This is a genomic window from Pseudomonas sp. 4CAES_32.4, assembly GCF_058136335.1.
The window spans coordinates 2,634,785-2,653,605 of record NZ_CM176882.1 but is presented as its reverse complement, the minus strand read 5'-3'; the positions used below and the strand labels follow the sequence as shown (position 1 = coordinate 2,653,605).

Here is an 18,821-nt window from a genome sequence, read left to right as displayed (position 1 = left end):
AATCTGGTGTGACGGCCGGTGCAAAAAAACCATCACGGGAATTGCGCACGGCTTGCACTAGACTCAAGGCATAGCGCGGCCCCTTCGGGCCGGCCAGGAGGCCTGCATGAAAACACTGTGGAAATTGACCTTGGGCGGGATGCTGCTGACGCTGTTCGCGAGCGCGCACGCCGAGCAGCCGCTGGGGTGTGTGGACGTGACGGTGGGCGCTTACAAGGCGCCGAATTACGATTGCCTGAGTCAGCAGATGGGCAATAACCCTGACGGTGCAGCGGCTGCCGAGAAAAATCAGGAGGCGTTGAATGTGCCGGTGCATAAACGTCCGCCGAATCAGGTTGGGCTGGCGACACCGGCGGCGACCAGTACGCGGATGGGCAATACCTTTGGCACCTCGGTGAAACCGCAACGGCCGCCGCAATGATTTTGATCGTTCCCACGCTCCGCGCGGGAATGCAGCCCGGGACGCTCTGCGTCCCCTCCAAAGCCGAACGCAGAGCGTCCGTTGAGGCATTCCCACGCGGAGCGTGGGAACGATCATGGGGGGCTCAATCGCTTGGCGTTTGGCGAAAGCTCACCGCCAACCGATTCCAGCTGTTGATGGCGCTGACGGCCATGGTCAAATCAACCAGTTCCCCTTCGCTGAATTGCTCACGCGCTTGCTCGTAAACGTCATCGGGCACGCGGCTCTCCGCCAACAACGTCACGGCCTCGGCCCAGCCCAGCGCCGCACGTTCGCGGGGATTGAAGAAGTTGCTGTCGCGCCACACTGCAATGGCATACAAGCGCCGGTCACTCTCCCCGGCCCGCCGCGCATCGACCGAATGCATATCGGTGCAAAACGCACAGCCGTTGAGCTGCGAGGCGCGGACACGGATCAGCTGCAGCAGCGGCTGCTCGATGCTGAGATTGCTGGTCAGCGCCTCCATGGCAATCATCGCTTTCATCGCCTTGGGCGACGCGTTGTAGTAATCCAGACGCGGGGACATGGGCAGGTCTCGGTAGACGGAATAATGAGTTCACCGTAAACGCCGGTGCCGACGCATTACAGCCCCAATCCCACGAAAAGCCACCACACCACTCACCCCGCTAACTGATCGTTCCAACGCTCCGCGTGGGAATGCAGCCATGGACGCTCCGCGTCCACTGTGACGCAGAGCGTCACGGGAGGCGTTACCACGCGGAGCGTGGGAACGATCAAATCCCACGAAAAACCGCCACACCAATAATCTCCCTGCCAAACACAAAACCCTGTGGGAGCTAGCCCTGCTAGCGATGACGGTGTGTCAGTCAACGCTATGTCGGATGTGCCGACGCCATCGCTAGCAGGGCTAGCGCCCACAGGGGGTTTGCGCCAATTTCGGATATTTATTCCACGCAACTATTGCCGATCGCGCAACAGCGGTAATCTGGCGGGCACGCCAAACAGCCTTGGGAGCCTCGTCGGTATGGAACTTCATGTCGTGATCAACGGCCGCAAGGATCTTGCCGGTCAGTTGTATCAGCAACTGCGCGGGGCCATCGAAAGCGGGCGCCTGGCCGCTGGCACGCAATTGCCGCCAAGCCGCTTGCTCGCCGAGCAACTGGGGATCTCACGCAAGACCATTTCCGACACCTACGCGCAACTCACCTACGAGAATTTCCTCACCGGCGTGATCGGCAAAGGCACCTACGTCAATGCGCGCCCGGCGCAGATCCAGCGCAAGCAAAGCCACACCGAACTGGCCGGTGCCGAAGTGATCGAGAGCTGGCGCAATCTGCCGGTGTTCCTGCGTCACCCGACCCTGGAAGGCTCGCTGCGCTACGACTTTATCGGCGGCGCCACGAGCAAGGGCCAGTTCCCGCAGGATGACTGGCGGCGTTGCGTGTCCCACGCGATGCGCCAGATGACCCAATCGAAAGGTTTCTACAGTGTGGCCGAAGGCCTGCCGGCGCTGCGCAATGCGATTGCCCGGCACATCGCGTTTTCTCGCGGGATCAATTGTCAGGACGAGGACATCGTCGTGTGCAACGGCGCGCAACAGGCGCTGGACCTGATCGCCCGCGTGCTGATTCGCCCCGGCAGTCGGGTGGCGATGGAAGATCCGGGTTATCCGCCGGCGCGCCTGCTATTCGGCACCCATGGCGCCGAGGTGGTCGGGATTCCGGTGGATGCCGAGGGCATTCAGGTCGAGCACATTCCCGACGGCACGCGCCTGATTTATGTGACGCCATCGCACCAGTTTCCGCTGGGCATGCCGATGAGCCACGCACGCCGCGAAGCCTTGCTGGCCCGCGCCCATGAGCTGGGCGCGATCATCATCGAGGACGATTACGACAGCGAATTCCGCTACGAAGGCCGACCGACCGATTCGCTGTACAACCTCGATCAACGCGGTATCGTCGCGTACGTCGGCACCTTCTCCAAGACCCTGCTGCCCGAGCTGCGCCTGGGCTATGGAATCCTGCCGCCGGCGATCATTGAAGCGGTGATTCGCGCCAAACAGCTCACCGATCTGCACGCCTCGACCCTGCCGCAGTGGGCGCTGGCCAAGTTCATCGCCGAGGGTTGCCTGCTCAAGCATATCCGCCGCTGCCACGCGATTTACGCGCAGCGCCGCGAGCGGATTCTGGCGCGGATGGCAACCGACCTGTCGCCGTGGCTGCAAGCCGTGCCGGCCAGCGCCGGATTTCACATGGCGGTGTTTTGCAAGGTGCCGATCGACCTGCCGCTGCTGATCGAGTTGGCGAAGAAGGTCGAAGTTGGTTTGTACTCGATCAACGGCTTCTATTATCAGCAGCCGGCCAAGGACGGTTTGTATTTCGGCTTCGGCGCCATCGAAACCCTCGACATCGATATAGCGCTGGATCGTCTGCGCGACATCCTGCAACAAGTTGCCTGAATGATTGGCCTAAAGATTTAACCGCCGATTGGTTATTGGTGTTCCGGGGGTGCAGGCCTATTCTGCACAGGCGTTATCCCTCAGTGAGCAGGATTCGTCCGGCCTGATTCAGGAGTGTGAGCAATGTCCAACGAAGTGATCAATACGGTACAGGTGCAGGCTGCCACGGGCCGCTCGGAGGAACTGGGCAGGCAACTGCAGAAGATCGTCGAAACCCTGCGCGAAACGCCGGGCTGCGATTCCTACCTGGTCGACCGCTGCCCCGAGGACAGCCACCGCTGGACGGTCAGTGCACGCTGGCAGTCGGAAGCGGCGATGCAGGCGCATTTCAACCGGCCCGAGGCGCAGGGATTTATTGATTTGATTGATAGCCGGTTGGCCAACAGTGTGGACTTCAACAGCTTTCCCATCGTCTGATCTGGCGCCATCGCTGGCAAGCCAGCTCCCACAGGTTTTGTGTCGTTCATTAAATTATCGAACGACGCTGAACCCTGTGGGAGCCTGGCTTGCCAGCGATGGCGTACTCAAACACGCTGAATAACTTCCAATTGGTCACCTGATCTTCCCGAATATTGGCCGTTTGAATGCGCAACCGCGCGGACTACTGTGATTGCACCCTCAATCATCACAGGTAACCCGCCATGAAAGCTCTGTCATTGCTCGCCGCCGCCCTCACCTTCAGCCTCTGCATCCCAGCTGCCTTTGCCCACGACCCCTCGGAAAAAATCACTGTCCTCCAGGACCAGATGCTGAAAAACGCTCCGGGCAAAAAAGCCATGATGATCGAGGTCGACTACAAACCTGGCCAGTCCTCCATCGCCCACAAACACGACGGCACCGCGATGGCTTACGTGCTCGAAGGCGAAATCATTTCTCAGGTCAAAGGCGAACAGGCGATCACCTACAAAAAGGGTCAGTTCTGGTACGAACCCGCCGGCTCAGAACATTTGGTCTCGAAAAACGCCAGCCAAACCAAACCGGCCAAGTTGTTGGTGTTCATGGTGCTGTCGCCCGATGAACAAGTGCTGATCCCGCTGAAAAACTGATGGATGTTTCACCAGCCATAAATAAAAAGGCGCAAATCATCGATTTGCGCCTTTTTATTTCCCCGCGTAATTAACCGACTCCGGTTACTGCAAATAAAACTATCCAACACCAAACAAGACAGCAAATTGTCAGGTTAATGACCGCTGCGCAGGGTTAGTCTGAATTAACTGTCGTCAATTGGCGGCAATTCAAACTTTCCGACTGATGTTGTTTCACCGGAGAAACACCATGAAACTTGCACTCACCAGTGTATTGGCGATATCGGTTCTAACCCTCTCGGCCTGTTCAGTACCGACGGCGCCAACAGCCGTCTCCTCTCTCGATATTCTCTTGCCTCATCCAACCGGCCGCAGCAGCGCCACCCTTGTAAAAAGCGGTCCCGGCGTATCGCTCGGCGTGGTCTACAGCCCCAGCACCCAGACCAACCGCGAATACCTGCGCGACTATCAGGTCAACGCCGGCACCGGTTTCGGCCAGAGCCTGCTAGTGCAGCCGATCCACGACGCCTACGTCGCCAGTTCGAAACCGGACATGGCCGTGGAATGGGTGAATGCTTCGCTGCAACGCCAGTTCGGCTCGGTGACGGTGTATCCAGATATGCAAAGCCTGCGTGCGGCCAGACCGGACGTGACGGCGATCATCGACACTCACAGCCAATTGATCACCTCGCGCAGCTCCGATATCAAGGCCGATGTCAGTGCCGATTTTTATGATGCGCAGTTGAACTATATCGGTACGGCGAAAGGTTCGGATGCACGGGAATTGACGCCGGTGTGGGCGGACTTCAAACGTTCGGAAGAGATTGTTGCGGATATTAATCAGCAGCAGGATGTGCAAGTTCGGGCGCTGCAGAAGTTTGACCAATCGCTCAACAATTTAGTGGCAAGGCCTGCGGATAAAGTGTCGATGCTTGATAACAAACAAGGTCAGAAGTTGTTTTGAATGTAAGGGCCTCATCGCTGGCAAGCCAGCTCCCACAGGTATCGTGGTGCACCCGATCCTTGTGGGAGCTGGCTTGCCAGCGATGAGGCCATAACAGCCAGCAAAAAACCTCAGACATAAAAAAGCCCCGGCATCTCACGACACCGGGGCTTTTTCATTCAGCGACTACTTAGGCCAATTCAAGCTCGGCATTCGCAGTCACAGCAGGCACTACCGCTTGCCCGCTCAACGCCAGGTCCAGCAGTTCACGGTTGGCCACCGCATACATGGCGTAGTCCGTGCCGCTTGCCGCACGGATTTCCACCAGCATGGCGCGCCAGCGCGAGATCATGCTTTCGTGCTGTTCCATCCACAGCGCCAGACGTGCTTCCACGTCCTGAGTGCCGTCGCCCTGTTGCAGGACGGAGATGGTGATCGCACGTTGCTGCCAGTCGACATCGTCACGGAACGCTTCACGGGCCAGGGCCTGCCAGTTGTTTTCAACCGGCAGCGCGCTGATCTGTTGCAGGTACCAGGTGATGTCCAGCGCACTGCCCACGGCGAAGTAGGCCTTGGCCACTTCGGCAGGGTTCTGGCCAGTCACGTCGGAAGCTTCGATGATCGGCAGCAGCGTGTACAGGTGCGAGGTGCCCGCCACCATACGCGCCAGCAATTCCGGCACGCCGGCTTCGACGTAAGCCTGATAGCGCGCCTGCCAGTTTTCACGGATTTCGCCGCTCAGCAGTTCGTCGAGTTTCAGACCCAGCTCTTTCAGGTGCGGACCGAAATGCGCGACGTCACGGGCAGCGTTCTGCTCGTTGCGACGGGCACGCAGGAACCAGCGCGTAGCGCGACGGCCCAGGCGCATCAGTTCGTCCATCAGTTCCAGCTGTACGTCAGCGCTGACTTGGTAGTCCAGCGCTTCGATCTGACGGAACCAGTGCGGGAGGTGGAAGATGTCGCGCACGATCACATAAGCGCCGGCCACGTTCGCCGGGCTCATGCCGGTCGACTCTTTGAGTCGTTGAACGAAGGTGATGCCCATGTGGTTGACCAGGTCGTTGGCGATCTGGGTGCTGACGATCTCGCGCTTCAGACGGTGACGACGCATGGCTTCGGAGAACTTGCTGACCAGGCTCGGCGGGAACGCCGTTTCCATGTCGCGGGTCAGGTAATCGTCGTCCGGCACCAAGGAGCCCAGCAGCTGCTCTTTGAGGTCGATCTTGCTGTACGAAATCAGCACCGACAGCTCAGGACGGGTCAGACCGTGGCCTTCGGCAATGCGCTCGTTGATCTGCTCTTCGGTCGGCAAGAACTCGATGGCACGGTCCAGCTTGCCACGGCCTTCCAGATCGCCCATCAGACGCTTGTACTCAGCGATGCGCGCATAAGCACGACGCGCCGCCAGGGACAGGGCCTGAGTCTGCTTGTAGTTGTTGCCCAGCACCAGATTGCCGACTTCGTCGGTCATGCTCGCCAGCAACTGGTTGCGTTGCTTGTCGGTCATGTCACCGGCCTGAACCACTTCGTTCAGCAGGATCTTGATGTTCACTTCGTGGTCGGAGCAGTCCACGCCACCGGCGTTGTCGATGAAGTCGGTGTTGGAACCGCCGCCATTCAGACCGAATTCGACACGACCCAGTTGAGTCATGCCGAGGTTACCGCCCTCGCCCACGACTTTGCAGCGCAGCTCGTTGCCGTTCACGCGCAGGGCGTCGTTGGCCTTGTCGCCGACGTCGGCGTGGCTCTCGGTGCTGGCCTTGACGTAAGTACCGATACCGCCGTTCCAGAGCAGATCCACTGGTGCCTTGAGCAAGGCGTTCAGCAGTTCGGTCGGGGTCAGCTTGTCAGCCTTGATGTCGAAACGTTCCTGCATCTGCGGGGAAATCGCGATGCTCTTAGCGCTGCGCGAGAAGATGCCGCCACCTTCGGACATGATGCTGGTGTCGTAGTCGGTCCAGGCCGAACGCGGCAGGTCGAACATGCGCTGACGCTCGACAAAACTGGTCGCCGGGTTCGGGTTTGGATCGATGAAGATGTGCAAGTGGTTGAAGGCTGCGACCAGTTGCAGCTTGTCGGACATCAACAGGCCGTTACCGAACACGTCACCGGCCATGTCGCCGACGCCCACTACGGTGATGCTGTCTTCCTGAACATTGATGCCGCGCTCGCGGAAGTGACGTTGTACGCCGACCCACGCGCCTTTGGCGGTGATGCCCATTTTCTTGTGGTCGTAACCGGCCGAACCACCGGACGCAAACGCGTCACCCAGCCAGAAGCCGTAGTCGATGGCGATGCCGTTGGCGATGTCGGAGAAGGTTGCAGTGCCCTTGTCCGCTGCCACTACCAGGTACGGGTCGTCATCGTCGTGGCGAACCACGTTCAATGGCGGCACCAGTGCGCCGTCTTTCAGGTTGTCGGTGATGTCCAACAGACCGGAAATGAAGATGCGGTAGCAGGCGATGCCCTCGGCCGCGATCTCGTCACGGCTGCCGCCCAGTGGCAGGCGACGCGGCAGGAAGCCGCCCTTCGCGCCGACTGGCACGATGACCGAATTCTTCACTTGCTGGGCTTTTACCAGGCCGAGGACTTCGGTACGGAAGTCTTCTTCACGGTCGGACCAGCGCAGACCACCACGAGCGACGTTACCGAAGCGCAGGTGCACGCCTTCAACGCGTGGCGAGTAGACGAAGATTTCAAACTTCGGCACTGGCTTCGGCAGTTCAGGGATCGCGTGCGGGTTGAACTTGAAGCTGAAGTACGACTTGTTCTGGCCGTTGGCATCAGTCTGATAGAAGTTGGTCCGCAGGGTGGCTTTGATCAGGTCGAGGTAACGACGCAGGATGCGGTCTTCGTTGAGCACCTGGACGTCGTCCAGTGCGGTCAGAATCGCCTGTTCCAGACGCTGTTGCTTGTCTTCCAGATCTTCGTCGCTCAGCTTGCGTGCCAGATAGAAGCGGGTCTTGAACAACCGGGTCAGCTCGCGAGCGATGTCGGTGTGGTTGTTCAGGGTGCTGGCGATGTAACCGAGGTCGAAGCCCAGACGAATCTGCTTCAGGTAACGCGCGTAAGCACGCAGCAGCGCCACGTCGCGCCATGGCAGGCCGGCGGTCAGCACCAGACGGTTGAACGCATCGTTCTCGGCGTCGCCACGAACGATGTGGACGAACGCGTCCTGCAGGGTGTCGTTGAGTTGCTGGATGTCGAGGTCCAGACCTTCAGCGGCGGTGAACGCGAAGTCATGAATCCAGAACTCGCGGCCATTGGTGTGACGCAGGCGATACGGGAATTCACCCAGTACACGCAGGCCGAGGTTTTCCAGAATCGGCAGCACGTCGGACAGCGCCAGCGGCGTGTCGGCGTGGTACAGCTTGCAATGCAGCTCGCGCTGGCCGGAGACCTGACCGAGCGGCTGATAGAAGCTCATCACCAGCGGATTTTTTTCGTTGAGGCTCAGCAGGTGCTGCATGTCGACCACGGCCGAATGTGCAGCGAAACGCTCGCGGTAGCCGGCCGGGAAGCCTTTCGGGAAATCCGCCAGCACGTTGGTGCCGTGGGCTTCGCCGAAGCTTTCGACGGTCAGTGCGGCGTAATCGTCCTGCCAGCTGCGGCAGGCTTGCACGACTTCTTTTTCCAGCAGCACCGGGTCGATGTCGAGACGGTTTTTCGGGTCGACACGCAGGATCAACTGCACGCGCGCCAGTACCGATTCGGAGAAGAACGTCCAGAACTCGCAATCGGAGGCCTTCAGGCGCTCCATCAGCACTTGCTGGATCTTCTGGCGAACTTCGGTGGAATAGATGTCGCGCGGCACGTAGGCCAGGCAGTAGCAGAAACGACCGTACGGGTCTTTGCGCAGGAACACGCGGATCTTGTTGCGTTCCTGGATCTGCACGATCGACATCACGGTGGTGAACAGTTCGTCGACCGGGGTCTGGAACAGGTCATCACGCGGCAGTACTTCAAGGACCTGCGCCAGTTCCTTGCCCAGGTGAGCCTTGGACTGGAAGCCGGAACGGGTTTCGATTTCTTCGACCTTGCGGCGGATGAACGGGATGACCCGCACGCTCTCGCCATACACCGAGGAGGTGTACAGGCCCATGAAACGGTGTTCCTTGATGACTTTGCCGTCGGCGTCGATTTCGCGGATCGACACGTAATCCGGGTAAGCCGGACGGTGGACACGGCTCGGGTGCGCAGCCTTGGCGAACGACAGCAAAGTCGGTTCGCGCAGGTAGGCAACGGCGTAGTCTTCGATGCGCAGGTCTTCGTAGGTCAGGCCGGTGCGCAGCAGTTTGGTCAGGCCGAGGAAGGAGTTCTGGTCGTACTCGATGTGGCCGCCATCGGCCTGATCGGTAACCACGAATTCTTCGTAGCCGAGGAAGGTGAAGTGGTTGCCCACCAGCCATTCCAGGAAGCTTTTGATCTCGTTCTTTTCGTCGGCATCAATGGCAAATGCACTGTTGTCGAGCTGGGTGAGGATGTCCTGCACCTTGGCTTTCATCGGCTCGAAATCGGCGACCGCGACGCGGACTTCACCGAGAACCTGTTCCAGCTCTTTGCTCAGCACATTCAGTTCGGCCGCGTTGGCGCAGCGGTCGATTTCCAGGTACATCAGCGATTCGTGCAGAACGCCTTCGCCGGTGCTGCCCTTCGGCAGGATTTCCAGCAGCTCGCCCTTGCTGCCACGGCGCACGCTGAGCACGGTGGTTTGCAGGGTGTGGATGCTGTAGCCGCGACGGTTCAGTTCGGTACGAACCGAGTCGACGAGGAATGGCAGGTCATGGTGCAGAACTTCGACCGCAGTGTGGGTCGACTGCCAGCCATGACGCTCGTAATCAGGGTTGTAGACGCGCACTTGCGGTTGCGCGTGATCGAAGCGCTCAAGCAGGCGCCACGCGGAAAGAGTACAGCCAGCGAGGTCGGAGAGGCGACGTTGAGTCAGCTCGTCCAGAGAAATAATGCCGAAGAATTGTTCAGCGAACAGCGCCACTTGTGGCAGTGCCTGTTCACTGATGTGCTGCGCCAGTGCCGCTTGCAGTTGGTGCTGGAAGTCGGCTTTGCTGGCTGCGGTGAAGAACGCCATCTGTGGTACTCCGCTTAAGCTTGTTATTGATGGAAAGCGTCGCGTGCAACACCCCTTTCGGGGCTTGTGTCGCCCTGTTCCTGATTCTCGGGCAGAGGAAACAGGGAGACAGGTGGGTGAAGCTGGACGAGACACTGAGGTCACATTCACCTTCCATTGAATGAGCATCTGCAAAAGCGACTGTCAGGGTTGCCGACAATGCCTTTACGGGTGCTCATCCGTTGCGCAGCTTAAAGGGTGCGACAATGTGTCTGCTTGCGGTGCTGCGACATATTCGGTCATTGGCACGTAAACAAAGGCCTGTGCAACGATAAACACTAGCAGCCATGAGGAAAAATGACGGCCCGAGTGCCCGGTTTGACGGGACTTTCGTGCCAGAAACAGCCTACGCGACGCTACATATCCATAAACGAAAACGCCCAGGGACGTTTAATCGACCCTGAGCGTGGCATTGGGTTCAGCACCGGCGATTGACGCGGATCAGTCGGGCAACTCTTCGTAGGCTCTGAATTTGCTGATGGTGGCGCAGTCGTAGCACGACGTCCGCAACGTCTGTTTGTTCATGCTGACGTCGATATTGGGAGAGTCGCACTCCCGGCAAAACACCTGCGAAAGGTCGGACAGGCGTTCTGCCCGAGCCGCGGCCTGCAATTGCCGGACACTGTTGCACGCGCTGCACGTGCACGGTGTGCGCCGCCCGGGGCCGGGAGGCCGGTATTGATGCTCGCAACTGACGCATTGATAAGGTTTGCGCGACGCGGCCGGCGTTCCCCTGGCATGTCGACGAACCCACATCGGTTGGCAGCAGTAAGGACACGTCAGCTCTGGACTGACAATCGGCGGCAGCACCTGCAACAAACTGCGCACGGTCGCGGGAATCTGGAATTCGGCCATCAGGTCGGCGCTTTTTTCGCCGTGCAGATAGCGCTTGTAGATCTGCTCGATTTGCGCCTCGCTGAGATGCCGAATTTCGTCTTTGCGCTCGAAATGCTGATTCAATTGAAAACTCCTTGTTCTCGGGTTTTGTCTGCGCACTCCTTTGCGTCGGATTGTAAAAATAGTTCCAGAAATATCGCGAAAACAAGCCATTTTCTTTGATAACAGCAGGAAAGCGACTCCGCATCCACTCACCTACACGGTTGTCGGATTTTTCATACAGCAGCAGTGGATCGCGCCTTCGGAATACTCCTGTTTTGTTCAATTCTTCCGATACGCGTAACCAAGGCTAAACAACGGCCGCCAAGATGTAGGAGCAGAAATTCTTCCAGGCTGGCAAAATCCTGCCCAATTGCGACCAACACGCCCGTCGAGACAGGAATCCCCCATGCAAATGACCACCGCCCTACTCATCGTCAACCCGTGCGATGACGAAGAAGACAACATGGCCATGCTCTGCTGCCACAGCGACAAGGGCGACATGTTCCTGATGAGCCGCTACCCGGACGAGGATGAGCTGGAGATCACGCTGGATGGCGAGCCGTCGACCCTCGACGGCGTAAAAGTCACCCTGACCTCGACTCTGCTGAAGATCGAAATTGCGGCGGCGGATGCTGATGCGTTGAATGGTGATGATGTGCTGGAAATCAGCTTTAACCCGGAGATGGTGGATATGGATGAGGTTGTTGAGACCCTCAAGAATATCCTTGACGGGACTGGCACGTTCATTAACGAGGTTTGATGGTGTCCGGACTGGCCTCATCGCTGGCAAGCCAGCTCCCACAGGTTTCAGCGTCGTGCATGCGATTTGTGCAACACCTCGATCACTGTGGGAGCTGGCTTGCCAGCGATGAGGCCAGAACTGCCACTTCAATACTCCCCGGCTACAAAAATCCAACAATTCCCCCAGTCATTTCCCGCACTTTGCGCAAAATGCCGTTAGTCGCCACCCCCTGCGATGGATTAAAGTAACGCCCCCAGCCCCGGCGTTATCCGAACGCCTGTGGCCACCCCTTTCCAGGAACAGTCACCGATGGAACATCGTGAAGCGCTGCTGGCGCTGCGAACCTTTCTTTCAACGCAGATTCTCGGCCAGGAAAAACTCATCGAGCGTTTGCTCATCGCCCTGCTCGCCGACGGCCATATGCTGGTCGAGGGCGCTCCGGGTCTGGCCAAGACCAAAGCGATCAAAGAACTCGCCGAGGGCATCGAAGCCCAGTTCCATCGCATCCAGTTCACCCCTGACCTGTTGCCTGCCGACATCACCGGCACCGAGATCTATCGCCCGGAAACCGGCAGTTTCGTGTTCCAGCAAGGGCCGATCTTTCACAACCTGGTACTGGCGGACGAAATCAACCGCGCCCCGGCCAAGGTGCAATCGGCACTGCTCGAAGCCATGGCCGAACGTCAGGTCAGTGTCGGTCGCAGTACCTATGAGTTGTCGCCGCTGTTTCTGGTGATGGCCACGCAAAACCCGATCGAGCAGGAAGGCACCTACCCGCTGCCGGAAGCGCAACTCGACCGCTTCCTGATGCACGTGAAAATCGGTTTCCCCGATGCCGCCGTCGAACGCCGCATCCTCCAGCAGGCCCGTGGCGAAGCGCTGAACGGTGAGACCAAGCCCGAGCGCCGGGTCAGCCAGCAGGCCATCTTCGCCGCGCGCAAGGAAATCCTCGGTCTGTACATGGCCGATGCCGTGGAGGAATACCTGGTGCAACTGGTCATGGCCACGCGCAACCCGGCCAAGTTCGACCCGGAAATGGCCGAGTGGATCGCCTACGGCGCCAGCCCGCGCGGCTCGATTGCTCTCGACCGCTGCGCCCGTGCCCATGCATGGCTGGCCGGTCGCGACTTTGTCAGCCCGGAAGACATTCAAGCGGTGCTGTTCGATGTGTTGCGCCACCGCATCATTTTGTCGTTTGAAGCCGAAGCCGCTGGCATCGATCAGGATCGCGTGGTGCAGCGGATTCTCGACGTCGTAGCCGTCGCTTGACCCCCATGAACGCCCCTCTGCCATCCGAACCGGGCATCCGCATCAGCCTCGCCGAGCTGATCGAGATGCGCCACCGCGTGCGCGAAGTGCAGCTGTTTTCCACGCCGAGCCAGCGCAGCCCGCTGATCGGCCTGCACCACTCGAAATTCCGTGGCCGTGGCGTCGACTTCGATCAGGTGCGCGTTTATCAGGCGGGCGACGACGTGCGCACCATCGACTGGCGCGTCACCGCACGCACCCAGGAGCCGCACACCAAACTGTTCCATGAAGAACGCGAGCGGCCGATTTTCATCATGGTCGAGCAGAGCACACGACTGTTTTTCGGTTCCGGGCTGATGTTCAAATCGGTACTCGCGGCGCAAGTCGCAGCGCTGATCGGCTGGGCCGCGCTCGGTCACAACGACCGGGTCGGCGGGCTGGTGTTCGGCGACAACGAGCACTACGAAATCAAGCCACGGCGCAGCAAACAGAGCCTGCTGCAACTGCTCAACCGCTTGGTCAAAGTCAATCAATCGCTGCACAGCGAGCGCGAACCGGATCGCGATGCGTTTGGCGTAGCCCTGCGCCGAGCCCGGGAAGTGCTGCGTCCGGGCAGTCTGGCCATCGTGATTTGCGATGAGCGCGCGTTGTCCGACAGCGCCGAGCAACAGTTGAGCTTGCTGTCGCGCCATTGCGACCTGCTGATGCTGCCGATTTCCGATCCGCTGGATCACGCCCTCCCCGCTGCCGGCCTGCTCAGATTTGCCGAGCGTGGTGCGCAGCTTGAACTCGACACGCTGAACTTCGACCTGCGCCAGACCTACCGCGCGCAGGCCGAAGCGCGTATCGCCCGCTGGGAATTGCTCGCGCAAAAGCTGCGGGTACTGCTGATGCCGCTGAGTACGCAAAGTGAAATGGTTGAGCAGATGCGCGAATTCCTCAATCCGCAGCGTCCGGGGAAAGGTCGATGAACGGCCTCGAACAACTGCAGCCACTGATCTCGCCGCCACCGATTGCCTTCTGGCCACCGGCCCCGGGTTGGTGGCTGCTGCTTCTGTTGCTGCCGCTGCTCGGTTACGCGGTGTGGCGGCTGCGGCGCTTTATTCCGATGAAGAAACGCCCGATCATCCGCGCCGAGCAACCGCTGGATCCGGTGCGCATTGCCGCCCTCGCGGAACTGGCGCAAATGCCCAAACCCTACGACGGCGCGCCGGCTGGTGCCTGGCTGCAACAACTCAACGGCCTGCTCAAACGCCTGTGCCGCAACCACTATCCCTACAGCCAGAGCCACACACTCAATGGCCGCAAATGGCTGGCGTTCCTCGATAACCGCTGCCCGGCCGCGGGCCTGACGCGCTGGATGGTGCTGGTCGAAGGCGCGTACAAACCGGAATGCAAACTCGACGACAAGGCCATCGCTGGCCTGACTCAAGCCGTCGACACGTGGATTCGCAAACATGTTTGAGTTCGCCTGGCCGTGGATCTTTGCGCTGTTGCCATTGCCGTGGCTGATGCGCCTGGTGCTGCCAGTGGCCGACAGCGGCGAGCCGGCGCTGAAAGTCAGCTTCCTTTCCGATCTCGAAGGCCTCGCCCGCCGTCGCGCCCGCGCCAACCTGCCGGCGTGGCGCCAACAAGCACCGTTCATGCTTCTGTGGTTGTTGCTGTTGACCGCCGCCGCCCGCCCGCAATGGCTCGGCGAACCGCTGCCGATTGCCGCCAGTGGCCGTGATCTGCTGGTGGCCGTGGACGTTTCCGGCTCGATGGATTTCCCCGACATGCAGTGGCAGGACGAAGAAGTCAGCCGCCTCGCGCTGGTGCAGCATTTGCTCGGCGATTTCCTTGAAAGCCGTGACGGCGACCGCGTCGGCCTGATCCTGTTCGGCAGCCAGGCCTACCTGCAAGCACCGCTGACCTTTGACCGCCGCACCGTGCGGGTCTGGCTGGATGAAGCGCGCATCGGCATTGCCGGCAAGAACACCGCTATCGGTGACGCCATTGGTCTGGGCCTGAAACGCCTGCGCATGCGCCCAGCGCAAAGCCGCGTGCTGATTCTGGTCACCGACGGCGCCAACAATGGCGGCGAAATCGATCCGCTGACCGCCGCGAAACTGGCCGCCAGCGAAGGCGTGAAGATCTACCCGATCGGCATCGGCGCCAATCCTGAAGACAGCGGTTCGACCGGCCTGCTTGGCGTCAATCCGAGCCTGGATCTCGACGAACCGGCGCTCAAAGCCATCGCCGAAGTCACCGGTGGCCAGTATTTCCGCGCCCACGACGGCAAAGAACTGCAGGCGATCAAGGACACCCTCGATCAACTCGAGCCGGTGACCCAGCAACCGACTCAGGCCCGCCCAGCGCAAGCCTTGTATCACTGGCCTCTGGCGCTGTCCTTGTGGCTGAGCCTGTTGCTGGTGGCCCGCGAACTGTGGCCGGACAACCCGTTGCAACGCCTGTTCACCAAGGAGCTGTATCTGCAAAGTCCGCTGCCCGACTGGCGTGATCGTTTGAAACGCCTGCGTTTGCGGAGGCGTCGATGATCGCGCTCTGGCCGCACTGGTTCCGTCCTTGGTGGTTGCTGCTGTTGCCGCTGCTCGGCTGGCTGATCTGGCAGCTCTGGCATCGGCAGAAACGCGCCGGACGCTGGCAGATGATTCTGCCGCCGGCGTTTCATGCTGCCTTGCTCAGCGGCGGTAATGGTCGCGACAGCAAACTGCCGTGGATCGCCCTCGGCGCTGCGTGGCTGCTGACGATTCTCGCGCTGCTTGGGCCGAGCTGGGAGCGTGTCGAACAGACCAGCCAGAAACCCGCCGACCCTCTTGTGGTGGTGCTCGAACTGACCCCGGAAATGCTCGCCACCGACTCGCCGCCGACGCGACTGGAGCAGGCGCGGCGCAAGCTCTTCGATCTGTTGCAGGCACGCAGCGATGCGCAGACCGCCATCGTCGTTTACGCCGGCAGCGCGCACACACTGGTGCCGCTGTCGGATGATCTGGCGACCAGTCGCAACTTGCTCGACGCACTCAAACCGTCGCTGATGCCGGAGAGCGGCCATCGTGCCGATCTGGCCGTGATCAAAGCGCTGGCCTTGCTCAAACAAGGCGCGCTCGGTCAGGGGCGGATTCTGTTGATCGGTTCGTCGCTTGATGAACAGGAACGCCAAGGCATTCGCCGCGCGCTCAGCGGTGAATCCGCACAACTGTTGATGCTCGGCATCGGCACCGCCGAAGGCGCGCCGATTGCCCAAGAGGACGGCAGTTTCCTCAAGGATGAGCAAGGTGCGATCCGCGTGCCGCAACTCGACAGTCCGGGCCTCGCGGCGTTTCTTAACAGCATCGGCGGCGAATACCACCCGGCACGACTGGACGAAGCTGACCTCGGCGCACTCGGCCTGCTCAATGGCCCGCGCAGCCTGCGTGACGACGGTCAGACCGTGCGCCTCGATACCTGGGCCGATCAGGGTTACTGGCTGCTGTTGCCGCTGTTGCTGCTCGCCGCCTGCGCCGGCCGACGTGGCTGGCTGTTTTGCCTGCCATTACTGTTCTGCCTGCCGCAGCCGAGCTACGCTTTCGACTTCGAAGACCTGTGGCTGCGCCCCGATCAACAAGGCCTGCATCTGCTCAAACAGAAACGCCCGGCCGAAGCGGCGGCGCATTTTGACGATCATCAATGGCAAGGGGTGGCGTTGTACGAGGCCGGCGACTACAGTGGCGCCGCCCAGCGCTTTGCCGAAGGCAGTGACGCCCGCGCCCACTACAATCGTGGCAACGCTTTGGCAAAAAGCGGTGAGCTGGACGCCGCCATCGATGCCTACGAGCAGGCGCTGGAACTGCAACCGGATCTGCGCCCGGCACAGACCAACAAGGCCCTGGTGGAAAACCTGCTGAAACAGAAACACACGCCGCCGCCCGCTGAGCCGGAACAGAAACCGACCGAGCAAAGCTTGCCCGGCGATGAGCCGCCACCGGCGACCACGCCACCGCCCGCAGTGAAAAGTGAAGCTCAGGGCGACACGCAGCCCGCCGAACCGGCCAACGAACCGCCACCGACCACGCCGCCGCAACCGGGCCCCAATGAAATTCCGGGCAGCGACGAGGAAGAGGAAACCGACACCGTGCCCACCCTGCGCCCCACTGAGGACAACCTCGAAGGCGAACAACGGCAGGCACTGGAACAATGGCTGGGCAAGATCCCGGACGATCCGGGCGAATTGCTGCGACGCAAATTCTGGTACGAACAGCAACAACATCAGGATCAGGAAAACACTCGATGACCCGCTTCACCGCTCTCTTGCTGCCCCTGTTGCTCTGCACGGCCACCGCTCAGGCGGCCGAGCTGACCGCCAGCGTGGATCGCAGTCGCCTCAACTCCGGCGAGACGGTCGAGCTCACTCTCGAAACAAGCGACGTCACCCAGTTCGGCAAACCTGACCTGACACCGCTGGAGCCGCTGTTCGAAGTGCGTGGCACGCGGCAGGTCAACCAGTTGAACACGCTCAATGGTGACAACCGCGCGACCACGCGCTGGATCGTCACCCTGCTGCCGAAAGAGACCGGCAGCGTGGTGATTGCGCCGCTGCAACTGGGCGACGCGCAAAGTGAGCCGATCACTGTGCAAGTGGTCGAAAGCGATGCCCGCGAAGACAAGAACAGCCTTGATCCGGTGTTCATCGAAGCCAGCCTCGATCAGACCAGCGTCTACGTGCAGGCCCAGGCCATCCTGACCCTGCGCATCTATCACTCGGTTTCGCTGTACGACGACAGCAGCCTGACCCCGTTGCAAATGGCCGATGCGCGCATTGAGCAGCTCGGCGACACCCGCACCTATGAAAAAGACATCAAGGGTGTGCGCCACGGCGTCATCGAGATGCGTTATGCGATCTATCCGCAGCACAGCGGCTTGCTCAACATCGCGCCACAGACATTCAGTGCCACGCTAGTCGACACTCAGCCGGCGCAGGACGCCGCCGCGCAGGGGCCGAAACCCGGCAAACTGATGCGCGTCAGCTCGGCGCAGATGTCGCTGACGGTCAAACCCAAACCGCTGACCTATCCCGCCGATGCGCCGTGGCTGCCGGCGCGCAGTCTGACCCTGAGCGAGAGCTGGAACCCGGAACCGGAGCACACCCAGGTCGGCGACTCGCTGACCCGCAGCCTGACATTGAAAGTCGAAGGCCTCGCCGCCTCGCAACTGCCCGCCCTGCCCGCCACCGACGTCAACGGCCTGCGCCGCTACCCCGACCAACCCGTGCTGAACAACCAGAGCACTGACCGGGGCATCGTCGGCAGCCGCGAAGAACGCGAAGCCCTGGTGCCGAGCCGTAGCGGCGCCATCGATTTGCCGACGGTGGATGTGGTCTGGTGGAACACCTTCGAAGACCACCTGGAGCACAGCAGCCTGCCGGCGCGCACGCTGCAAGTGGCCAACAATCCGAGCCTGCAGGTCGACACCCCGGCCGGCAATCTGCAACCGAGCGTCGTCGATAACGATGTGTTGTGGTGGTGGAAACTCAGCACGCTGATCTTCGCCTGCACCACCCTGCTCGGCTTCGGCCTGTGGTGGCGCGCGCGCTGGCAACCGGCGGTGCATCGCGCCGCCCAAACCGGCCCGAGCCCGCGCACCTTGATGGACGACATCAAACGCGCGAGTCAGGCCAACGACCCGCAAGCGACACGACAGGCGCTGGACGCGTGGGCACGTCAACAGCCGGAAACCCTGGCGGACATGGCGGCGCGGTTTGTGCCGCTGTCAGATGCCCTCGACGGGCTCAACGGTGCGCTGTACAGCGAAACCGGCCAGCATTGGCAAGGTGAAGATTTGTGGCGAGCGATCCGTACGATTCCGGCCTTGGAGCGCGTGCAGGATCCGGTGGGCGATAGCGGCTTGCCGCCGCTTTATCCGAAGTAACAGATCAAAAGATCGCAGCCTTCGGCAGCTCCTACAGGGGAGTGTATTCCCCGTGTAGGAGCTGCCGAAGGCTGCG

Annotated in this window: 15 protein-coding genes; 12 read left to right on the top strand and 3 right to left on the bottom strand. The window is 60.7% G+C overall.

Going from position 1 to position 18,821, the window contains the following annotated elements:
* Positions 1-106 precede the first annotated feature (106 nt).
* Positions 107-421: a hypothetical protein gene (locus AC3Y64_RS11995; protein WP_489987607.1), complete on the top strand. Its 315-nt coding sequence runs from the start codon at positions 107-109 to the stop codon at positions 419-421.
* A 124-nt stretch (positions 422-545) separates the two neighbouring features.
* Here the strand turns inward: AC3Y64_RS11995 and AC3Y64_RS11990 are convergent, their stop codons facing one another.
* Positions 546-986, bottom strand: coding sequence for a carboxymuconolactone decarboxylase family protein (locus AC3Y64_RS11990; protein ID WP_489987606.1), 441 nt, complete (start codon positions 984-986; stop codon positions 546-548).
* A gap of 459 nt (positions 987-1,445) precedes the next feature.
* Here AC3Y64_RS11990 and pdxR point away from each other — a divergent pair, with 459 nt between their 5' ends.
* The 4 genes from pdxR (at position 1,446) to AC3Y64_RS11970 (ending at position 4,868) form a co-directional block, all read left to right on the top strand.
* Positions 1,446-2,879, top strand: a complete 1,434-nt coding sequence (gene pdxR / locus AC3Y64_RS11985) for a MocR-like pyridoxine biosynthesis transcription factor PdxR (RefSeq protein WP_489987605.1) — start codon at positions 1,446-1,448, stop codon at positions 2,877-2,879.
* 123 nt (positions 2,880-3,002) lie between these two features.
* Entirely contained in the window at positions 3,003-3,296 is a 294-nt protein-coding gene (locus tag AC3Y64_RS11980; RefSeq protein ID WP_489987604.1) for a putative quinol monooxygenase, read from the top strand.
* Positions 3,297-3,520: 224 nt separating this feature from the next.
* A complete protein-coding gene (locus AC3Y64_RS11975; protein WP_489987603.1) occupies positions 3,521-3,925 on the top strand; it encodes a cupin domain-containing protein in 405 nt (134 codons plus the stop codon).
* 229 nt (positions 3,926-4,154) lie between these two features.
* Entirely contained in the window at positions 4,155-4,868 is a 714-nt protein-coding gene (locus tag AC3Y64_RS11970) for an ATPase (RefSeq protein ID WP_489987602.1), read from the top strand.
* Between the two features lie 169 nt (positions 4,869-5,037).
* Here the strand turns inward: AC3Y64_RS11970 and AC3Y64_RS11965 are convergent, their stop codons facing one another.
* Both AC3Y64_RS11965 and AC3Y64_RS11960 read right to left on the bottom strand, forming a co-directional pair.
* Entirely contained in the window at positions 5,038-9,933 is a 4,896-nt protein-coding gene (locus AC3Y64_RS11965; RefSeq protein ID WP_489987601.1) for an NAD-glutamate dehydrogenase, read from the bottom strand.
* 480 nt (positions 9,934-10,413) lie between these two features.
* Positions 10,414-10,932 (bottom strand): hypothetical protein, encoded by a 519-nt coding sequence (locus tag AC3Y64_RS11960; protein ID WP_489987600.1) that lies wholly within the window; start codon positions 10,930-10,932, stop codon positions 10,414-10,416.
* Between the two features lie 325 nt (positions 10,933-11,257).
* Between AC3Y64_RS11960 and AC3Y64_RS11955 the strand changes: the two genes are divergently transcribed.
* From AC3Y64_RS11955 to AC3Y64_RS11925, 7 genes are all read left to right on the top strand, one after another.
* Positions 11,258-11,611, top strand: coding sequence for a hypothetical protein (locus tag AC3Y64_RS11955; protein ID WP_489987599.1), 354 nt, complete (start codon positions 11,258-11,260; stop codon positions 11,609-11,611).
* Positions 11,612-11,902: 291 nt separating this feature from the next.
* Positions 11,903-12,862 carry an AAA family ATPase gene (locus tag AC3Y64_RS11950; protein ID WP_007913915.1) on the top strand — a complete coding sequence of 320 codons (960 nt, stop codon included), beginning with the start codon at positions 11,903-11,905 and terminating at the stop codon, positions 12,860-12,862.
* 5 nt (positions 12,863-12,867) lie between these two features.
* On the top strand, positions 12,868-13,812 hold the full coding sequence (locus AC3Y64_RS11945; RefSeq protein ID WP_489987598.1) for a DUF58 domain-containing protein: 945 nt from the start codon (positions 12,868-12,870) through the stop codon (positions 13,810-13,812).
* Positions 13,809-14,306 carry a DUF4381 domain-containing protein gene (locus AC3Y64_RS11940; protein ID WP_489987597.1) on the top strand — a complete coding sequence of 166 codons (498 nt, stop codon included), beginning with the start codon at positions 13,809-13,811 and terminating at the stop codon, positions 14,304-14,306. Before AC3Y64_RS11945 ends, AC3Y64_RS11940 begins: the two co-directional genes overlap by 4 nt.
* Positions 14,299-15,378 (top strand): vWA domain-containing protein, encoded by a 1,080-nt coding sequence (locus AC3Y64_RS11935; RefSeq protein ID WP_158956038.1) that lies wholly within the window; start codon positions 14,299-14,301, stop codon positions 15,376-15,378. Before AC3Y64_RS11940 ends, AC3Y64_RS11935 begins: the two co-directional genes overlap by 8 nt.
* Positions 15,375-17,111: a tetratricopeptide repeat protein gene (locus AC3Y64_RS11930; protein ID WP_489987596.1), complete on the top strand. Its 1,737-nt coding sequence runs from the start codon at positions 15,375-15,377 to the stop codon at positions 17,109-17,111. Before AC3Y64_RS11935 ends, AC3Y64_RS11930 begins: the two co-directional genes overlap by 4 nt.
* The gene (locus AC3Y64_RS11925) at positions 17,108-18,745 is read left to right on the top strand and encodes a BatD family protein (RefSeq protein ID WP_489987595.1); all 1,638 of its coding nucleotides are present in this window, start codon (positions 17,108-17,110) and stop codon (positions 18,743-18,745) included. Before AC3Y64_RS11930 ends, AC3Y64_RS11925 begins: the two co-directional genes overlap by 4 nt.
* The last annotated feature ends 76 nt before the right edge of the window (positions 18,746-18,821 follow it).

Coding starts and splice junctions, on each gene's coding strand:
- pdxR (WP_489987605.1), top strand. CDS start 1,446: ATGGAACTTCATGTCGTGATCAACGGCCGCAAGGATCTTGCCGGTCAG.
- AC3Y64_RS11955 (WP_489987599.1), top strand. CDS start 11,258: ATGCAAATGACCACCGCCCTACTCATCGTCAACCCGTGCGATGACGAA.
- AC3Y64_RS11990 (WP_489987606.1), bottom strand. CDS start 986: ATGTCCCCGCGTCTGGATTACTACAACGCGTCGCCCAAGGCGATGAAA.
- AC3Y64_RS11945 (WP_489987598.1), top strand. CDS start 12,868: ATGAACGCCCCTCTGCCATCCGAACCGGGCATCCGCATCAGCCTCGCC.
- AC3Y64_RS11975 (WP_489987603.1), top strand. CDS start 3,521: ATGAAAGCTCTGTCATTGCTCGCCGCCGCCCTCACCTTCAGCCTCTGC.
- AC3Y64_RS11965 (WP_489987601.1), bottom strand. CDS start 9,933: ATGGCGTTCTTCACCGCAGCCAGCAAAGCCGACTTCCAGCACCAACTG.
- AC3Y64_RS11925 (WP_489987595.1), top strand. CDS start 17,108: ATGACCCGCTTCACCGCTCTCTTGCTGCCCCTGTTGCTCTGCACGGCC.
- AC3Y64_RS11940 (WP_489987597.1), top strand. CDS start 13,809: ATGAACGGCCTCGAACAACTGCAGCCACTGATCTCGCCGCCACCGATT.
- AC3Y64_RS11970 (WP_489987602.1), top strand. CDS start 4,155: ATGAAACTTGCACTCACCAGTGTATTGGCGATATCGGTTCTAACCCTC.
- AC3Y64_RS11995 (WP_489987607.1), top strand. CDS start 107: ATGAAAACACTGTGGAAATTGACCTTGGGCGGGATGCTGCTGACGCTG.
- AC3Y64_RS11935 (WP_158956038.1), top strand. CDS start 14,299: ATGTTTGAGTTCGCCTGGCCGTGGATCTTTGCGCTGTTGCCATTGCCG.
- AC3Y64_RS11980 (WP_489987604.1), top strand. CDS start 3,003: ATGTCCAACGAAGTGATCAATACGGTACAGGTGCAGGCTGCCACGGGC.
- AC3Y64_RS11950 (WP_007913915.1), top strand. CDS start 11,903: ATGGAACATCGTGAAGCGCTGCTGGCGCTGCGAACCTTTCTTTCAACG.
- AC3Y64_RS11930 (WP_489987596.1), top strand. CDS start 15,375: ATGATCGCGCTCTGGCCGCACTGGTTCCGTCCTTGGTGGTTGCTGCTG.